General features: G+C 60.8%; 12 protein-coding genes and 1 pseudogene. 10 read left to right on the top strand and 3 right to left on the bottom strand.

Annotated elements, in window-relative coordinates:
* Positions 1 to 205 precede the first annotated feature (205 nt).
* The 3 genes from GRX01_RS03615 to GRX01_RS03605 all read left to right on the top strand — a co-directional run bounded on the left by GRX01_RS03615 (position 206) and on the right by GRX01_RS03605 (position 6,262).
* Complete coding sequence (locus GRX01_RS03615) at positions 206 to 5,212, top strand: sacsin N-terminal ATP-binding-like domain-containing protein (protein ID WP_159663528.1); 5,007 nt, start codon at positions 206 to 208, stop codon at positions 5,210 to 5,212.
* 363 nt (positions 5,213 to 5,575) lie between these two features.
* Positions 5,576 to 5,827 (top strand): AbrB/MazE/SpoVT family DNA-binding domain-containing protein, encoded by a 252-nt coding sequence (locus GRX01_RS03610; RefSeq protein ID WP_159663526.1) that lies wholly within the window; start codon positions 5,576 to 5,578, stop codon positions 5,825 to 5,827.
* On the top strand, positions 5,828 to 6,262 hold the full coding sequence (locus tag GRX01_RS03605) for a PIN domain-containing protein (RefSeq protein ID WP_159663524.1): 435 nt from the start codon (positions 5,828 to 5,830) through the stop codon (positions 6,260 to 6,262). It abuts the gene before it with no gap.
* A gap of 37 nt (positions 6,263 to 6,299) precedes the next feature.
* Here the strand turns inward: GRX01_RS03605 and GRX01_RS03600 are convergent.
* Positions 6,300 to 6,458, bottom strand: a pseudogene (locus GRX01_RS03600) (transcriptional regulator TrmB); the annotation flags it as partial.
* A 473-nt stretch (positions 6,459 to 6,931) separates the two neighbouring features.
* Here GRX01_RS03600 and GRX01_RS03595 point away from each other — a divergent pair.
* The 7 genes from GRX01_RS03595 to GRX01_RS03550 all read left to right on the top strand — a co-directional run bounded on the left by GRX01_RS03595 (position 6,932) and on the right by GRX01_RS03550 (position 15,281).
* A complete protein-coding gene (locus tag GRX01_RS03595) occupies positions 6,932 to 7,300 on the top strand; it encodes a hypothetical protein (protein ID WP_159663522.1) in 369 nt (122 codons plus the stop codon).
* A complete protein-coding gene (locus GRX01_RS03590) occupies positions 7,297 to 7,866 on the top strand; it encodes a hypothetical protein (protein ID WP_159663520.1) in 570 nt (189 codons plus the stop codon). The genes GRX01_RS03595 and GRX01_RS03590 overlap by 4 nt, the downstream gene beginning before the upstream one ends.
* A 605-nt stretch (positions 7,867 to 8,471) precedes the next feature.
* Positions 8,472 to 11,303 carry a PAS domain-containing protein gene (locus tag GRX01_RS19070; RefSeq protein WP_233740841.1) on the top strand — a complete coding sequence of 944 codons (2,832 nt, stop codon included), beginning with the start codon at positions 8,472 to 8,474 and terminating at the stop codon, positions 11,301 to 11,303.
* Positions 11,304 to 11,518: 215 nt separating this feature from the next.
* The gene (locus GRX01_RS03565) at positions 11,519 to 12,751 is read left to right on the top strand and encodes a glycosyltransferase (protein WP_159663518.1); all 1,233 of its coding nucleotides are present in this window, start codon (positions 11,519 to 11,521) and stop codon (positions 12,749 to 12,751) included.
* Between the two features lie 380 nt (positions 12,752 to 13,131).
* Positions 13,132 to 13,524, top strand: coding sequence for a cupin domain-containing protein (locus GRX01_RS03560; RefSeq protein WP_159663516.1), 393 nt, complete (start codon positions 13,132 to 13,134; stop codon positions 13,522 to 13,524).
* Positions 13,525 to 13,630: 106 nt separating this feature from the next.
* Positions 13,631 to 14,515: an aldo/keto reductase gene (locus GRX01_RS03555; RefSeq protein WP_159663514.1), complete on the top strand. Its 885-nt coding sequence runs from the start codon at positions 13,631 to 13,633 to the stop codon at positions 14,513 to 14,515.
* Positions 14,516 to 14,522: 7 nt separating this feature from the next.
* Positions 14,523 to 15,281: a class I SAM-dependent methyltransferase gene (locus GRX01_RS03550; protein ID WP_159663512.1), complete on the top strand. Its 759-nt coding sequence runs from the start codon at positions 14,523 to 14,525 to the stop codon at positions 15,279 to 15,281.
* 456 nt (positions 15,282 to 15,737) lie between these two features.
* Here the strand turns inward: GRX01_RS03550 and gdhB are convergent, their stop codons facing one another.
* Positions 15,738 to 17,033, bottom strand: a complete 1,296-nt coding sequence (gdhB, locus tag GRX01_RS03545; protein WP_159664031.1) for a glutamate dehydrogenase GdhB — start codon at positions 17,031 to 17,033, stop codon at positions 15,738 to 15,740.
* A 2-nt stretch (positions 17,034 to 17,035) separates the two neighbouring features.
* Positions 17,036 to 17,179 (bottom strand): rubrerythrin-like domain-containing protein, encoded by a 144-nt coding sequence (locus tag GRX01_RS03540; protein WP_159663510.1) that lies wholly within the window; start codon positions 17,177 to 17,179, stop codon positions 17,036 to 17,038.
* Positions 17,180 to 17,224: the final 45 nt, after the last annotated feature.

Below are 17,224 nucleotides of genomic sequence, written 5' to 3'. Positions count from 1 at the left end.
CTACAAACAGCGAGCACAGGATTCGGCCCCCGATAGTAGAGCTGTCATCGGAACAGGACGGCGACGTGTGCACCGTCTCCATTCGCGATGAGGGAGGATCGACGTTCTTTGTGACGCTGTCCGTCGAGGGTGGCGCCTGAGCGCGATGTCGTAACCGTGCGGTGGTAGTCAGACCGTATTTAGGTCCGGGAAGATACGTCAACCCATGAACGACGACGTCCCGGAATCGATAGCCGACATCCAGTCGCTTCACGTCGGGACCTACGAGAGCAACCCGGACCGCATTGAGTCCGACGCCGGGACCGAGCGGCAGGACCGCGCGGACTACGAGGGGCGGTTCATCTTCGAACTCCTGCAGAACGCTGTCGACGAGATGGACGAGACGGCGACGCCGGCGGTCAAGATCCGCCTCACCGACGACCGGCTGCTGGTCGCCAACAACGGCGCTCCGTTTACGATGGGGGACCTCTATGCGCTGACGCTGACGACGCGGACGACGAAAGCCGGGGACACTACGATCGGCCACAAAGGGCGGGGGTTCACCTCAGTGCTGGGTGTCACCGACAACCCCCGCGCCTTCTCGGAGTCGGTACAGGCCCAGTTCCACCGGGGGCGCTCAGCCGAAACCCTGACCCAGAATCGTGTGATCGCCGACGCGTTCGACGGGGAGGTCGAGGCGGAGCAGGTCCCACTGCTTTCACTCCCTCATTCGGCGGAGCCGCCCGCGGACGTCCAATCGCTTCTCTCGGAGGGATTCACGACCGTGTTCGAACTCCCACTCCGGGACACAGCACAGCACCACGGCGCCATCCAGCGGAAGCTCCAGTCGCTGAGCGCCAACACCGTCGCGCTCCTGCCGGAACTGGAGCAGATCGATATTGAGTGTCCGACCTGGGAACGGAGCTGGCGCCTCTCGCGGCAGGAGTTTCGCGACGCAGAGAACGCAACGCTCATCGAAGTGTCACGGGAGACCGTCGACGGTGGGTCGACGTCGGCAACGACTGACTGGTACTGTCTCTTCGAGCGCACGGAGATCGACAGCGACCACATCGCCGCGCGATCAGATCTCACCGACCCGGAGATCGACGCGATGGGACAGTTACGCGTCGGTGTGGCGTTTCGCGCGACGCCGGCGGTCGATGCACCGGGAGCCGAGGTGAGCGACTGGGCGCTCGAGCCCATCTACGGAGAGTCCCGGGACCGCCCGCCGATGGTCCACGTCTTCCTCCCCACGAAAGAGCGGAGTCCGATCCCGGCGCTAGTCACGGGGACGTTCCAGTCGGATACGTCACGGCGGAACCTGACACTCGATCACGATGGCAAACGGGGCTACGAGGGACAATTCAACGGCTACCTCTTCGAGGAAGTTGGGACGCTGTTCGCCCAGCGAGTACTGCCATTCATCCGCACGTCGGCGACCGCGCCCGAGACATTCGTCGACGCGCTCGATCCCTCGCTCGGTCAGCGCCGGGAGTGGTCGTTCACGCCCGGTGACGTCGACCACTGTCTCTTCGAGCAAGTGAACGATGCCGTCAGTTCGGTCCCGTTCCTTCCGAGCGCGTTCGGCGACGATCGGGTGAGTATCGACGCCGTCCGTCTCCCGCCGACGTCGACGGATTTGCCGACGCTGGGCGAGCAGTTCGTCCAACTCCTCCAGACCGGAGCCACCGTCCCGCAAGGGCTGGAGGCGCTCCCCGATGCGGTGCTGCTAGACCACCCGAAGACACGAGCGCTCGAAGCGTACGGCGCGAGCCGATACGACACTGCGTCAGTCCCCGAACTGCTCGCGGACGCGTCCGTCGATCCCTCACTCCGGCTGATCAGCGAGGAGGAGTGGGAGATTGCGGTCCCAGAGGACGCCGAGCCGTGTCGGCTCCTGATAGACCCTGTACTCGAGTATCTCGTCGCGGTGCGAAAACCCCTCGAGAGCGATGACGACCGCGCAGCGTTCGACGATGCTTGCCGTCGCGTGCCGCTGTTGCCGACGGCCGTCGAGTTCGACGACGAGACGGCGCGGGCGATCCGGCGTGCCAACCGGGACGGCACCGTCTTCATGCCGCCCGAGAACGACATCGCAGGCGGAGTACTCCCGAATATCCAGTTCTTCGCGAGCGAACTCTACCACGGCAGCGACCCGAACCGGGCCAAGCCGCTCAGGGAGGCAGCGCTCCCGGCGGAGTTCGCGGCGGACATCCGGACCGTCTGGAACATCAAGGAGTACCAGTTCACGCAGGTGTTCGACACAGCCATCAGCCCCCAGCTCCCCGGGCCGAACTCCCCTGATGCAGACCCGTCGACGCTGTATCAGCTCGAAACACTCGATACGATCCGTCGGATGGCCGCGGTTCAGTCGCCCGAAAACCCTCGGTCGCCGGACGCCCCGCTGCTCTATCAGTCCTCGCGGAAGCCGTTCTCCGCGCTCGCCAGCCTCCCGGTCCCGACAGTCGGCCCGGACGACTCCGTCGACTGGCAACCCGCTCACCGCGTCTACTTCAGTTCGGCGTGGCAGACCGCTCTCGGCCGGCCGGAGGAGGCGCACATCGAGGAGCTGCTCCGGGCGGTCGGCGACGTCACAGACTCAAATCGGTTCGAACCACGCTTCCTCGCACCGCCCGAGTGGTTCGGCCTCGACCCAACCGAGAGCGAGTCTCCCGACGAAGAGCATCTCGCCTGGGCAGCGTTCCTGCAGTGGCTCGGTGTCGCCGAACACGTCCGGCCGCTGCCGCTGTTTGCCCCGGACCCCGCAACCCGACACCGCTACCGTGAGACACAGGGACTCAGCCGTCCGCCGCGGTCGACGATCAGCTCGCGCTCGGCCCTCGAGACCGAGTCACCGCCGGTCGACCACCGCTATCGCGGGTTGACCGAGTCAGACTGGACGGCCTACCGCGAACAGCTCGCATCCCAGGTTGACCCGGAGATCCCTGACAGTAGCCAGCAGTACCTCTCTCAGGTCAACGCACTCGAATACGCCCACGAGCTGACGAGTGCGGCACGCGAGGAATCGGCAGTTGGCGTTCGGCTCCTGCGCCATCTGGTGTGCTGGTGGAACAGCGGGCTCTCGGCCCACCGCCACGCCGAGGTTGCGGCGTTCACCAACAAACAGTGGCGGGGGAGCAACCGCAGCTATTTCTTCACCACGGACGAGCGCGAGCGTCTAGGACAGAACCTCTGGGTCTGGCAGCTCCGGCAGACAGCATGGGTCCCGACGACGTTCGGCGCGGTCCGGCCGCCCGACGCCTGGCGGCTCCCCGACGCCGACGAGGAGCGGTTCACCCTCGATGTCTCAGGGAAACGCCCGTTGCTCCCGTTCGTCACGGCGGGGTTCCCGGCCAGGGAGACGGACGAACCCGAGGTAGTGTCGACACTCGCGGAAACGCTGGGCATCGGCCGGCGCCTCGATCAGGAGTCGTTCTCACCACAAGATGCCTACAACGCTGTCAATCGTATCGGAGAGCTGCTCGAGAGCTCCGAAGACCCTGCCCAGTTCGCTAGCGCCGTCGAGCTACTGTACACCCGCATCGCGGAACTGCTTCCTGGGCTCGAGCAGAGTGAGCCGCTCCCGGCAGCGTGGCGCCCAGACAACACCGGGCTGGGGGACGTCGACCTCCTCTGCCGGGTCGGCCAGGGGTACGAACTCGTCCCCGCGAGCGATTCGTACTACGTTCGGTCCCGCAGCAGCCGTGACCGGTACGCGAACCTCGGTGTTCCCATCCTGGCGCTGTTCAAGCCGGAGGCAGCGAGTTTCGGCAGCTACTGTGGGGCAAGGGACCTGCGAACGGCCGTCCGCAGGGAGCCGGCGTTCGAGGACTGTCCGCCGCTCCCTCTCTCGATCGGTGGCGCCGAGGTCGACCAAGTGTGGCTTGAGACGTTGCTGGCTGCGCTTTTGCTCCGGCTCCGGACAAACCGGCAGTCGGCGTTTCTGGTCGACCAAGACCGCAGCGCCACCCGAACGTTCTACGAGCAGCTGACGTTCGTCAAGAACCTCGACCTCCGGATCTCGTTGGCCGATGGGAGCTGGGACGAGAATCGGCCGCCGGAGTCACAAGCGTATCACCTCGAGCGTGATGGTGACCGTATCGTCCGGGTACTGGTGGACCAGACGCTGGACCGAGATGCGTTCGTCGACGCTCTGACTGGTGCGTTCACAGAACGGCTCGACATTCCCCAGTACTACGAAGCAGTGAATATGCTCGTCGACCACGCACTGGGTGAGCCAGAGCCCGGGGCGACGCTCGAGGCCCGCCTGCGGACCGTAGGGAGTGATGTTCCCTCCGGACAGGTCGAAGCGACTCGGAAGGAGCTGTTTGCCGACGAACGGGACGAGGCAGTCAACGAGGCGGAGGAAGCAGAGCCCGTTCCCCCTGAGCCGTACAGCCCGGAGGAAACCGAGGAAGACGACCAGTCGGAACACGAACCTGCGGAGCGGACTGGGAGCACAGGAACCAGTGGAACTGCCCACTCCGCGCAGGTGCCGGCTATCGAATCGGTGACGAGCATCGGAGACCGGCGCGTCGCGGAGTCGTTGCTTGAAGCCACTCCCACGACCGGTTCGTCCAGCGACTCTACAGGGCGACGGGCACAGACGAATGGAGGAGGTGGTGGCGGAGGGGCCGGCCACGGAACATCGCAGGAGTACCGGACCGAGATCGATGCGTTCGGGATGGAGCTGACGATGAAGGCCGAACGGGAGCGGCTCCGTGAGGCGGGTGAACGCAATCCGGCCGAGCAGGTGTTCGACGTTCACACGCCCGAGATCTACGAGCAGATGCGGAAGGAACACGCATCACTCGACGACGCCATCGAACGGTTCGGCGACGAACGAGGACTTTCCAGTGCGGAGAACCCACTAAATAGAGGGTTCCCCGGGTTTGACGTTCTCACGCTCCGCACAGACGCCGACGGGCGGGCGATCGTTGACCGCTGTATCGAGCTCAAAACGTCCGGCGTGAACACACGCAAACCTTCTCTCTCGTGGAACGAATGGAAGGCTGCCGGCGGTCCGCTCAGTGAGCACTACTATCTCTACGTCGCCCGGAACATCCGGACCGGCAACAGCGGTGACGCGGAGCTCCTCGAGATCCCCCGACCCTTCGAACGGCTCCGGAACCGGACCAAAGAAAAGAGGGAGCGGAACGTGCAGGTCGACCTGCGGAGCTTCGACTTTGACGCAGACCCGATTATCCGGCAGCCCATCGAGTGGGAAGAGTGAACGGTGACCCGGAATGCTCACCGACAGCTCTGTCAGGAAGCAAGATGGTCACCCCGCCGCGGCAACTACTCATAAGCCCGGACCCGGCTGGATCAGCGTCTGTCCGGTGAAAAATCGTGACAGCGTCGATATCGACGACGAGTCGTGTACTTGCCCGACTGGCAGCAGCGTTCACCAGAAGGTGGCTGCAAGCATCTGCGTCGCGTCGATCACGATATCAAACGAGGCCACGTTCCCCGACCAGACGGCTCCTTCCCACGATCTTAGAATAGATGTAGGTCCTCTTCTGGGATATTTCTCTTGTAGCACTAAGTAGTGTGGCGGCACACTAGACTTTTCCCGGCGGGTGACCTACCGTGGGATATGAGTAGCGACAGAATCGACGCCGAAAGCAAGGTGTCGGGGAACCAAGCAAACATCCCCGCCCGAATTCGACGCGAACTCGATATCGACGACGGTGATCAGCTCCGCTGGCATCTCGAAGATGACGGGAGTATCCGGGTCCAAGTCATCCAACAGCAGACGGGCACGTTCGCCGACTTCGACGGTTATGATGGTGACGAGCCGACCGATGTAACTAGCGACCACGACGCCTGGGGCGTCAACGTCGAGTAAATGCCACGCGCACTCATCGACACGTCTGTCCTGTTTGCAGCCGCGTACAAGCGAGATACTTCACACGATGCCGCACTCCCGATCCTCCGCGGTGTCGACAATGGAACGCTCCCGGAGGCAGTCGTCCTCGACTACGTGCTCGCGGAAACACTCAACGGCCTCATGACCCATGTCGGCCACGATGCAGCCGTCGATCTCCTCGATCGCATCGAAGAAAACGCCCGCTTCCACATCGACTCACTCACCACCGACGCCCTCGCGACAGGGAAAGCCCTCTTTCGCCAACACGAACCCCTCTCTTTCGTCGATGCTTGCATTGTCGCGTATATGCAAACCGAGGGACTCGGCTACCTGTATGCATTCGACGATGATTTTGACGCAGTCGAGGATATCTATCGGCTCGATACAGCAACGAATCCCTACGATCCGAACTGACGGTGGCAGACGCCACGTTTGGCGACGAAATTCAGTCTCAAGATAGTCGCACCTCGTAGTCAGCCGCCAGATCCAAGAACTCGTCCCACTCCGGGAGCCGGTCGGCGTCGACCTCGCCGTGCGTCTCGAGGTAGCGGAGCAAGGCGGCGATTTCGTCTTCGAGGCCATACTTCGCTGCCTGCGCTCGGAGGTCCTCTCTCCTCCGTGAAGTCTGCAACCATGCGTAGATCCTCGGGTTCGTCGCCGCCCGGTAGGTCTGCAGCCGTTACATCAGGGTCGAAGCCTCCGGGACCACTGCGATCAACTACGGTTCCACCGCCGTCAGTGAACCAGATGTAGTCGCCGTCGAACAGGTCACCGTCGTCGGCACCGCGCAGGTCTTCGACGTCCTGTTCGAGCGACCGTCGCGAGCGGCGGGTCATCGCTGTGCCTCCGTGGCAGCGTGGGTCAGCGACCGGAGAACAGCCCGACGCATCGGTGTCTCGCCCCATGCATCGATATCAACACCGGCTGCCGTGAGCCGCTCAGTCTCTTCATCGGTGAACGGGCGACTGAATTCGTTGTGGTCATCGCAGAGGTTGGCGGGACAGTCACCTCAGGCCTCCGATGTGCAAGCTCTGTGCAAACGCCGAAACGGTTATCACTCTATATGCAGAACTTGCACATAGAATGAGCGCAAGCGACGATCCCCGACGGGTCCACTTCCAGTCACCGGAGTACCTCGTCGACCGGCTCGACGCGATCGCGGAGCTCTTCGACAAGGATCGGACGGATCTGCTTGTCGAGGCCATTCGCGAGTACATCGAAGACACAGCCGACAGCGAGACGTTCCAGGAACTCGTCGCGACGAAGTACTACGACGACCAGCTTGAGTTCGAGACAGTCAAACAGCTGGTCGGCGCCGAGACTGCCCAGCGCCTCCGCCTTCTCAAAGCGGATCTCGAGGACGAGCCACTCGATCTCGCTGCGCCCGACGACATCGACGTCTACGATGGTGATGCGACGGCGGTCGAGCCCGCAGCCGACGACGATCGATGAGCGGCCGACAACTGCGAGCGGTTGTCGCCGACACCAGCGCGCTCGTCAGTCTCGCAGTCCCCCGAGCTGATGCGGCTGTCGACACTGACACCCCCGACCCATTCCAGTATCTCCTCACCTCGTGTGAGGTGTTCGTGCCGCCAGAGGTGGTCGCGGAGCTCCGTGATATCACACAGTATCAAGATATCCACGGGGCAGCCGCGAGTAACGTCCTCGCAGCCCGTGGCCACTACACGGTCGCAGACCCCTACGAACGCGAGGATACACCAGACTCGCAGCCAACGTTCGGGCTCGACGACGGCGAAACCGACGGTATCGTCCTCGCGAACGCGCTTGATGTCGACGGATTTCTCACCGACGAATTCGGTGGGACGAACTTCCCGCTGATTCACGCCGTGCTGCAAGGCCCGCGGATCGTCCCGACGCCGCGGCTCATCGTCGACTACGCCCGGAACGGACATCTCAGCCACGAGGAGGCTCGAACACTGATCACGACGATCAGTCCGCATCGGAGCTGGGAGAACAGTCCCTACGTCTCGCAATTGCTCCACCGTCTTGACGAGTAACCGGCCGCCGAGTGGCGACGCAAAGCAGCCAGCACCGGTGACGACTCCTGAAAGTCCTCAGCCGCTTGACGGCCCGCGACCGCCGCTGCGCGCCTCGTGCCTGCGGTGCTTGCGGGGTCGGGGGACGACCGAGACGGCCTCGCTCTTTCTGAGTCCACCCGGAGTGTTGATGGCCCACCGAGCGACGTGGCCGGCTGGATAGGTGTGTGCGTACCGGCCCGCCCCACACGCCGCTGCCGCCCTCCGCGTCGCTCGCGACCACCCATTCCGGGCGGTCTGGCTGCAGTAGCGGCCGGACTGCCAGGTTAAAGTGTATGTGCCCTCGCAACCGACGCGCTGTGGCAGTTACTGGACAGCGAGCCGATGACGCCGACCGTGACCGTCAATATTGCTGATCTGAACCTCTCAATTCAGCACTGATCGACCACATATCTGAACCGTAACGGCAGATCAACGAGTTACCGAATCCTGTCAACCATGACTGACTATCGATAGAACTTGTCTACTGAATACATAGCGCGAGTCTTACAGACTCGTTTTATTGACAATCTCTTGTGTATGAATACCTACCAGTTTTAAATCCTGTGGACGATTATGTCCCACATATGCGGGAGTCGGTAAGCGAGACGACTGGCACTATCCGGGTTCTTCATGTGGATGACGAGCCGGATTTCGCAGACCTGGCTGCGACGTTTCTCGAACGTGAGGACGAGCGGTTTGAAGTCGAGACAGCCACAAGTCCCAGCGACGGTCTTGATCGTCTCAGCGAGACTCCCTACGACTGTGTCGTATCTGACTATGACATGCCCGGCCAGAACGGGATTGAATTCCTTGAAGCTGTCCGTGAGAACAACCCAGAGATCCCATTTATTCTGTTCACAGGCAAGGGGAGCGAAGAGATCGCTAGCGATGCCATCTCCGCCGGTGTGAGTGATTATCTTCAAAAGGGTTCGGGTACTGAGCGGTATTCGTTACTGGCAAACCGGATCGGCAATCTCATTTCGCAGTATCGGGCGAAATCCCAACTCGAAACCCGCGCCAAACAACAACGACGCGTCGCTGAACTCGGCAACGAAGCTCTGGCTGGCGCATCGCTTGAAACGCTGTTCAATCGCGCAGCTGAACTCGTCGCCGACACCCTCGACAACGAATACGCCAAAGTCCTCGATTATCCACCCGAACACGAAGACCTCCTCTTGCGGGCGGGCGTCGGCTGGCGTGACGATCTCGTCGGTGAGGCGACTGTCGGAACGGATGAGGATTCACAGGCCGGCCACACGATCCGCTCAGAACAACCCATCGTCGTCGAAGATCTTCGAACTGAGGAGCGGTTCTGCGGTCCGCCGTTGCTGGTCGAACACAATGTCGTTAGCGGGATCAGCGTGATCATCGGCTCAGTCGACGATCCCTGGGGTGTCCTGGGCACCCATACAACCGAACACACCATCTTTACCGACGATGACATCACCTTCGTCCAGAGCGTGGCGAATATTCTGGCGAACGCTATCGAACGCAGAGACCACGAGCGGGAACTCGAACGCAAAGATCGGGCCATGGACGAGGCCCCAGTTGGCATCACGATTACTGACCCATCACAAGAAGATAATCCGCTGATCTATGCGAACGACCGATTCACAGAGCTCACGGGGTACGCCGAAGACGAGGCTGTCGGCTCGAATTGTCGCTTCCTTCAGGGCGAGCACACGGATCCGGACCCGGTTGCCCAGATGCGAGAGGCCATCGACGCCGAAGAACCCGTGACGGTCGAACTCCGGAACTACAGCAAGGACGGCACCGAGTTCTGGAACCGCGTGTCGATTGCGCCCGTCCGTAATGACGAGGGAGCGGTCACCAACTACGTCGGCTTCCAGCGGGACGTGACCAACGACAAAGAGCGTAACCGCGAACTCGAAGAGATAAACGCGATCCTCACGAGGCTGTTCGAGACCCTTCCTGTTGGTATCCTCGTCGAAGACGCCTCTCGAAATATCCTCACCGCAAACAAGCGACTGTTCGAGTTGTTCGAGATGCCCGGCACCCCGGATGAAGTGGTAGGTGCGGACTGTGAACGGATGGCCGACCAAGTCAGCGACATGTTCACCGACCCTGAGGGCTTCATCGAATGCATCAACAGGCTGGTAGTGAATCGTGAGACGACCGACAACGAGGAACTCGCACTTACCGACGGTCGGACGTTTGAACGGAGTCACCGACCGATCGAATTCCCCGGTGGAGGGGGTCACTTGTGGGTCTATCAGGACAGTACAGAGCGCAAGAGACAGGAACAGGAGCGCGTGACGACCATCGAGTTTCTCCAGACGCTCTACGGGATCGCAACCGATCGGGAGCTGACCGCAGACGAGAAAATCACGCGGGTGCTGGAACTCGGCCCGGAGAAACTTGGACTTCCACATGGGCACCTGACTCGCATCGACCGTTCCGGAGATGGAGAGGAGGACGGAACCCAGACCGTGATCGAAGCAAGCGGTGATCATGAGCTGTTACAGCCGGGGGCGACGTGTCCGCTCTCGCAGTCGTACTGTCGGAAAACAATCGAGCAGGAAGGGTTGCTGGAGATTCAGGACGCCCTTGCGGCGGGTTGGGCTGATGATCCAGCCTATGGGACATTCGAACTGGGGTGTTACATCGGTACTGCGGTCACTGTCAACGATGAGTTATATGGGACGGTCTTTTTCGCGTCGGACAGCCCCCGTGAAGACCCATTTACTGACGCCGAGCGAACGTTCGTCCAACTCATGAGCCAGTTGGTGAGCTACGAACTCGAACACAGACAGGCAACGAGTGAACTGGAACGTCAGAACGAACAGCTCGAAGAGTTCGCCAGTGTCGTGTCCCACGATCTCCTGAATCCATTGCAGGTCGCCGAAGGGCGGTTAGAACTGGCTCGGGAGGAACATGATAGCGAGCATCTCGACGCAGTAGCCCGTGCACACGAGCGCATAGACGCTCTCATCGATGATCTCCTGACGCTCGCCCGTGAAGGGAAGCAGGTGAACGAGCTGGAACCAGTTGATATGGGGATCCTCACTGAGAACTGCTGGCAAAACGTCGCCACCACCGACGGGACACTCATGGCCGATGTCGAACGGACGTTCCAAGCCGACCGGAGTCGCCTTCAGCAACTCCTTGAGAATCTCATGCACAACGCCGTCGAACACGGCGGCGGGGACGTAACGATCACTGTCGGGGAGTTAGACGGCGGCTTCTACGTCGAAGACGACGGTCCCGGTATCCCCGACGACAAACGCGACGACATATTCGAGGCGGGCTATTCCACCGCTGAGGACGGGACAGGTTTCGGACTGAGTATCGTCAAACAGGTGGCGGAAGCCCACGACTGGCACGTTCGCGTGACCGACGGCTCCGACGGCGGCGCACGGTTCGAGATCACCGGCGTCGAGTCTACTGCTGAATAGACGCTCTGTATCTATCACCAGCCACGATCTTAGAGATTACGACACTGAAAACGCTGTTAGATAGGTACTGCAAATGTACCGATGAGATTTCTGCCAGATTACGTTGATGTTCATAACAGCTTGCTGAATGCAGAGCGCGTATCTTGCACTGGTATCCACATACTAATAAAAAAGAAACCAAACAATTAGTAATAGATACTCACGTAAAGCGGGTCATGATAGAATCTGTTTCAGCTCAACTTGTACTTTCTATACTACTCTGGACTGCTCTCGCCGTGTATGGATTTTCATCTCTCTGGTGGCTTGTAGAAACGTTCATTCTTTCCCGTGGGTGGAAGCCAAATGACACTGAAGTATGGGGGCTAGATGATATTCAGGTTCGTATCCTCACGATTGACTCAGAGCCGGTCGTCCAACAGACCGTCAACGCGATACCGGACGAACTAGCCGATATTCGAGTCATTGCTGAAGGGGAGATTGCTATCGACGGGGCGACAGTCCATGTCGTGCCAGATGAGTTTAGTTGTGACGCAACGAACAAAGGGCGTGCCGTTGAATGGGCGCGGCGAAATGTGGGTTGTGACAAGGAGTATGTTCTCTATCTCGACGAGGATACCCTCGTCACGGATCTCACCGGACTTCCGGACGCCGACTTCATTCAATTCACGGAGAAACCGATATACACCGGCTCTCGACTTACGTACCTCTGTGAGGTGTTCCGGACTGGCTACCAGTTCGAGCAACTTGGGTTTCATCGACTGTCCTATCCGCTCTACGCGTGGGGCGGTGGCTTCGCAATCCGCCAGCAAATCGAACAGGGAATCGGATGGGACGTAGCGACGATTACCGAAGATACGAATCTGATATGGCGTGCCGCGAAAGAGTACGACCTGACATACCAAGTTGTTGATAAGCGCTTCCGAAATCAGGCCCCGCCCTCGGTCAAATCAATGCTCAAACAGCGGCGTCGATGGATGAGTGGGACTGTCAAAGACGACTATCTCCTTCCGTTATTGTACCGCCCGCTTTATTTCACTCGTGTCGTTGCGTGGGCGTTCTCCCCGTTCGTGCCGCTGTTGGCTATCGCTTCGTATCTGCTTCCCGGTACAGCCCCCGGCGTTGAACTCTACAGCCTGCTTTCGACGGCTTTGCTTGGTATCTTGTTCGTGTATATGTTCCTAGGCGTTATTGCGTATCGGAAACATCCGATACTCTGGCCCATCTTCTTGCTTCTGACACCGTTGGCTGTCGTCTTGCACGCTGTTGGGGCGCTGTGGGGCGTCGTTCGACCTATTGAAGAATTCGAGGTAACGGAGAAGGTAGCGGCTGATACCATCGAAGAAGTCAACCAGAGTCTCGAAGAAGGAGATCTTCAGAGCCACGACGGGACAGGACGGTTGCTCCGTGAATCGAGCAACGAGTACGAGACACACCTGTTCGACGATTGAACAGCCGTGCTGAATTCATCCTCTGTACTGCACGTTAGCTGAGTCCTCTATTCTCAGCACTTCATGGGTCCCTGAGTCTATTGCAACTGTGTGATTTCACAGAGATGCACGAGCGTAAAACCGCTTAGTAGATCTGCGCATGGAAAACCCGGTGTCGGCGTCGTAGCGGCCCGCTAACAATCCGGGATCGTCGTGTCCCTCAGAGCGACCGCGGCGAACTCCGGACCCACAGCCCTGGCATGAACTGATGTCCCGCCGCGGTCACTCCAGTCTGTGGAGGTTCCTTCCAAGTCGATAGCGGCGGAAGTCTTTCCAACAGGATCTCAGCATTTGGACCATCCAGCGGAGGTGTTTTGTCGTTCACCTAATATGGGACTGCTATGGGATATCACCTCCTGGACCCTGAGGAGCTTGACCAGTGGGATGACAGACCGACGGATGTCCGATCGCTTAGCGTCGCGGCCGGGTACGACTATCAGGACTCGAAGCTTGGCCTCCGCGTATACGAACTTGCACCCGGTGAGCAGTCCGGGCTGAGTTACCACTATCACGACGACCAGGTCGAGGCGTTCTACGTGCTTGAGGGGTCACTGCACGTCGAAACCCCAGACCAAGAGTACGTAGTCGAATCCGACCAAGTATTCTTCGTCGATCCAGGGAGCCCCCAGCGGGCGTTCAATCCCGAGACTGCCGATACATCGACACGGGTTCTCGCTATCGGGGCACCCTCGGTTGATGACGCACATCCCTACGAACCGACCAAGGACGACTGAGTCACTGTCCGAGAAGGGGATTGACCGCTCAAGCCCATGCGAAGCGGTCAAACGCAGCCAAGACGGGGCGCAAATCATTATGTTCGGCTCGGTCAAAAATTGATGTATGGAGACGCGTCCGCTCGGGAACACCGGTCACGACAGCACCGTCATGACGTTCGGGACGATCGCACTCAACTGGCTCGAACAGGAGGGTGCGAACCAGATGGTCGAGCACGTCCTCGATTATGGCGTCAATCACTTCGACGTGGCTCCGACGTACGGTGATGCAGAGCTGAAACTTGAGCCAAAGCTCCGTCAGCACCGCGAGGAGATCTTCCTCGGGTGTAAGACCGGGGAACGCGACTACGAAGGCGCGTGGCAGCGCCTCGAACAGTCGCTCGATCGCCTTGGCGTTGAGAAGATCGACCTCTATCAGGTCCACGGGCTCGAATACGACGAGGAGCTCGACGAGATCACTGGCGACGGCGGCGCGCTGGAAGCCTTCCGCGAGGCGAAAGCGGAGGGGCTGATCGACTACATTGGCCTGACGAGCCACAGCCGGCCGAGTCTCATCCTCAATGCTATCGACCGCATCGACGATCTGGAATCGGTGATGTTCCCGCTCAATCCCGTGGTCGCCGGGAAGGACGACGAGGAGCACGACTACGAGGCCGTGCTCCGGCGGGCCAACGAAGAGAATATCGGCACGCTGGGGATCAAAGCCTTCGCCGCAGAATCGTGGCCCGACACGGATGAGTTACCCGAGCGAGACCGTCCCTTCTGTAACTGGTACCGGCCGGTCTGTTCACCCGACGCGATCCGCGATCGGTTCGACTTCGCCGCCTCACAGGGGCTAACCAGCGTCGTCAGTGCCGGTGACCCAAAACTGGTAACGATGATCCTGGAAGCTGCCGCCGACTACGATGGCTTAGACGAGGCCGCTCAGCGCTCGCTGATCGAGGCCGCACGTCACGACGACAGTCCAGTCCCCGAACAGCTCCACCACTGACACCGGGATGGATATTCCTCGGACGGTCTCCGTAGCGCTCGCAGACCGGCCCGTCGAGGGGTCACGCTGTCTGGAGGCTGGTGCTGGTGTCGGAGCGACAACCGCGGGTCTGGTTGACGCGGGTGCGAGTCGCGTCTACGCGATCACGAACGACCGCGGGCACGCACTATCGACTCGAGAACGAGTCGGAGATGAGAGTGGACTCTCTGCTGCGCCCAACGGGAAGCGATCCGGGGCGGCCGACCGACTGGCCGTCCTTGAAGCCGACCTCCGTGCGATCCCCTTACCCGATGGGTCGGTCGACCTGATCACCGCCCACGGACTCTGTAACGTCCTTGACCCGCCAGCGCTGTCACGGATCGTCGACGAACTCCACCGCGTGGCAGCCCCCGGATCGCACCTCGTCGTCGACGACTACGATCCGCTCCCCAACGACGCCGCGGTTCGTGACCTGTTTGCCGTCGAAAACGCCGCGTCCGAACTAGCGACCGGACGCTCCGCGCTGACGTTCTACCCGTCGTCGGTCCTCCGGGATCTGTTTGTGGGCAAGGGATGGGCCTTCGATCGCGAGCGAACGCTACTCGATCCCGTCCCCTGGACAGCGAGTCACCTCTCGGCCCACGCAGACGCGGCCGCTTCATTCGCCGTCAACTGCCCTGATGTCGTTGGGGATTTGCTTGCCGCAAGAGCCGAGCGCCTCGCTGCCGAAATCGGTAACGAGTCGGTAGGTCGGATGTACAGTCTCGCCTTCCGGTTTCCAACCTGACGCTGCGGCGGGCTTTGGTCTACATCTCGTCCAGAAGGTCACCGAGGCCCACGGCTGGCAAAGTACGCCTTGTGACAGCGAGTGGTTTGACTCCGATTCAGTAGCCACTGATCTACGCTACAGATCTGCCTTCACATCCGGTCAACCATCCGATCTGCGTGGACTGCGACTTCGTCACGAGTCGGGGTCTCCCGACTGCCTCTCGGAGTTGCCTGAGAGACAAGTCCAGCCCCACAGCGAGCATCGTCGAGAGGTCGAAGACGGTCGTTCCGAGGTTGACAACCGTGTTAATCGTATCTCCTACCATCTATCTATTACCACAGTGTCAGTCGGTTCCAGATGCCCCGTGGGGCCCTTTCGGAGCATTCGATTTTGTTTGGGACGACAGATACCCGTGCAAGTACCTCGAATGGCGGTGCACACAACGCCACGGGCTAGAACCCAGCGCTACCGAAGCTAGGGCCACAGCCCACGCGCCTCGTGGGCCTCCGCAATCCGGGAGAGTGCGACGATGTACGCTGCATCACGCCAGGTCACATCCCGCGCTTCGAACTCCTCTCGGACGTCCTCCCAGGCGGCCAGCATCTCCGTCTCCAGCTCGTTATTGACGCGCTCCAGCGACCACGACCGCCGGTTGATGTCCTGCAACCACTCGAAGTAGCTCACCGTCACCCCGCCGGCGTTCGCGAGGATGTCCGGAATCACGGGAACGCCGCGTTCGGCAAAGATCTTGCTCGCCACAGTCGTCGTCGGACCGTTCGCACCCTCGACGACGATATCCGCGACAACTTCGTCGGCGTTCTCGGCCGACAGCACGTTCCCGATAGCAGCTGGAATCACGACATCCACATTCAGTTCCAGCAGTTCATCGTTGCTCACCGTCTGGGGTGCCTCGTGGCCCATGACGGCTTCCGGCTGTTCGTGATGCGAGGGAATCGAATGCGTGTCTAGACCGTTCGGGTCGTAGATGCCGCCGTTGACGTCGCTGACGGCGACCACGTTCGCCCCCCAGTCGTCAAGCAGGCGGGCGGCGTTCGACCCGACGCTGCCGTACCCCTGGATGGCGACCGAAGTCTCCTTGATGTCTTTGTCGTAGTAGTCGATCACCTCCCGTGTGATGATGGCGACGCTCCGTCCCGGTGCCCCATCACGGCCTTTGCTGCCGCCGACGATTGGCGGTTTGCCGGTGACGACGCCGGGGATGGTCTCGCCTTCCTGCATCGAGTAGGCGTCCATCAGCCACGCCATCGTCTGTGGATCCGTCCCCATGTCCGGGGCTGGGATGTCCTTCGTCGGGCCGATGACCGCCCGAAGCTCGTCGGTGAACCGCCGGGTCAACTGCTCCTTTTCGTCGTCAGTCAGTTCCTTCGGGTTCACGGCGATTCCGCCCTTCGCGCCGCCGAACGGGATGTCCATCACAGCGCATTTCCAGGTCATCCACATCCCGAGGCCGACACACTCCTCACGGGTGACGTCGGGATGGTAGCGGAGCCCGCCCTTGAACGGACCGCGGACGCTGTCGTGTTGCGCTCGATAGCCAGTATAGACCTCGACGTCGCCGCTCTCCCGCTCGATGGGGACAGTAACTTCGTGGACCTTCTTGGGGTGTTTGAGGCGTTCGACGATGTTCTGGTCGATATTGAGGTGGTCGGCGGCGTGCTGGAGTTGGCGGCGTGCGGTCTCCAGCGCGGACTCCTCCTTGGTCGGTTCCTCCGGCGGCTCGTCGTGGTGCGTCGTGGATGTCGAAGCCATAGTTATTCGATCGGCGTCCGTCGGTTCCGCATCTCTCCGCCACAGTCCGAACACAGTCCGGGATTGTCCTCAGCGAGCACGACATTCCCGCACTCGAAACACTCGTACGGCGATTCCTCGGTCGGGGTCTGGTCGACGTCTCTCATTGCTAATCGAAAGTCCCAGCTGAGTTGCGCGGGGTACTCTACCTC

Source organism: Halobaculum saliterrae (assembly GCF_009831625.1).
In the GTDB taxonomy this organism is placed as follows: domain Archaea; phylum Halobacteriota; class Halobacteria; order Halobacteriales; family Haloferacaceae; genus Halobaculum; species Halobaculum saliterrae.
This window is presented reverse-complemented; position numbering and strand designations above follow the sequence as displayed.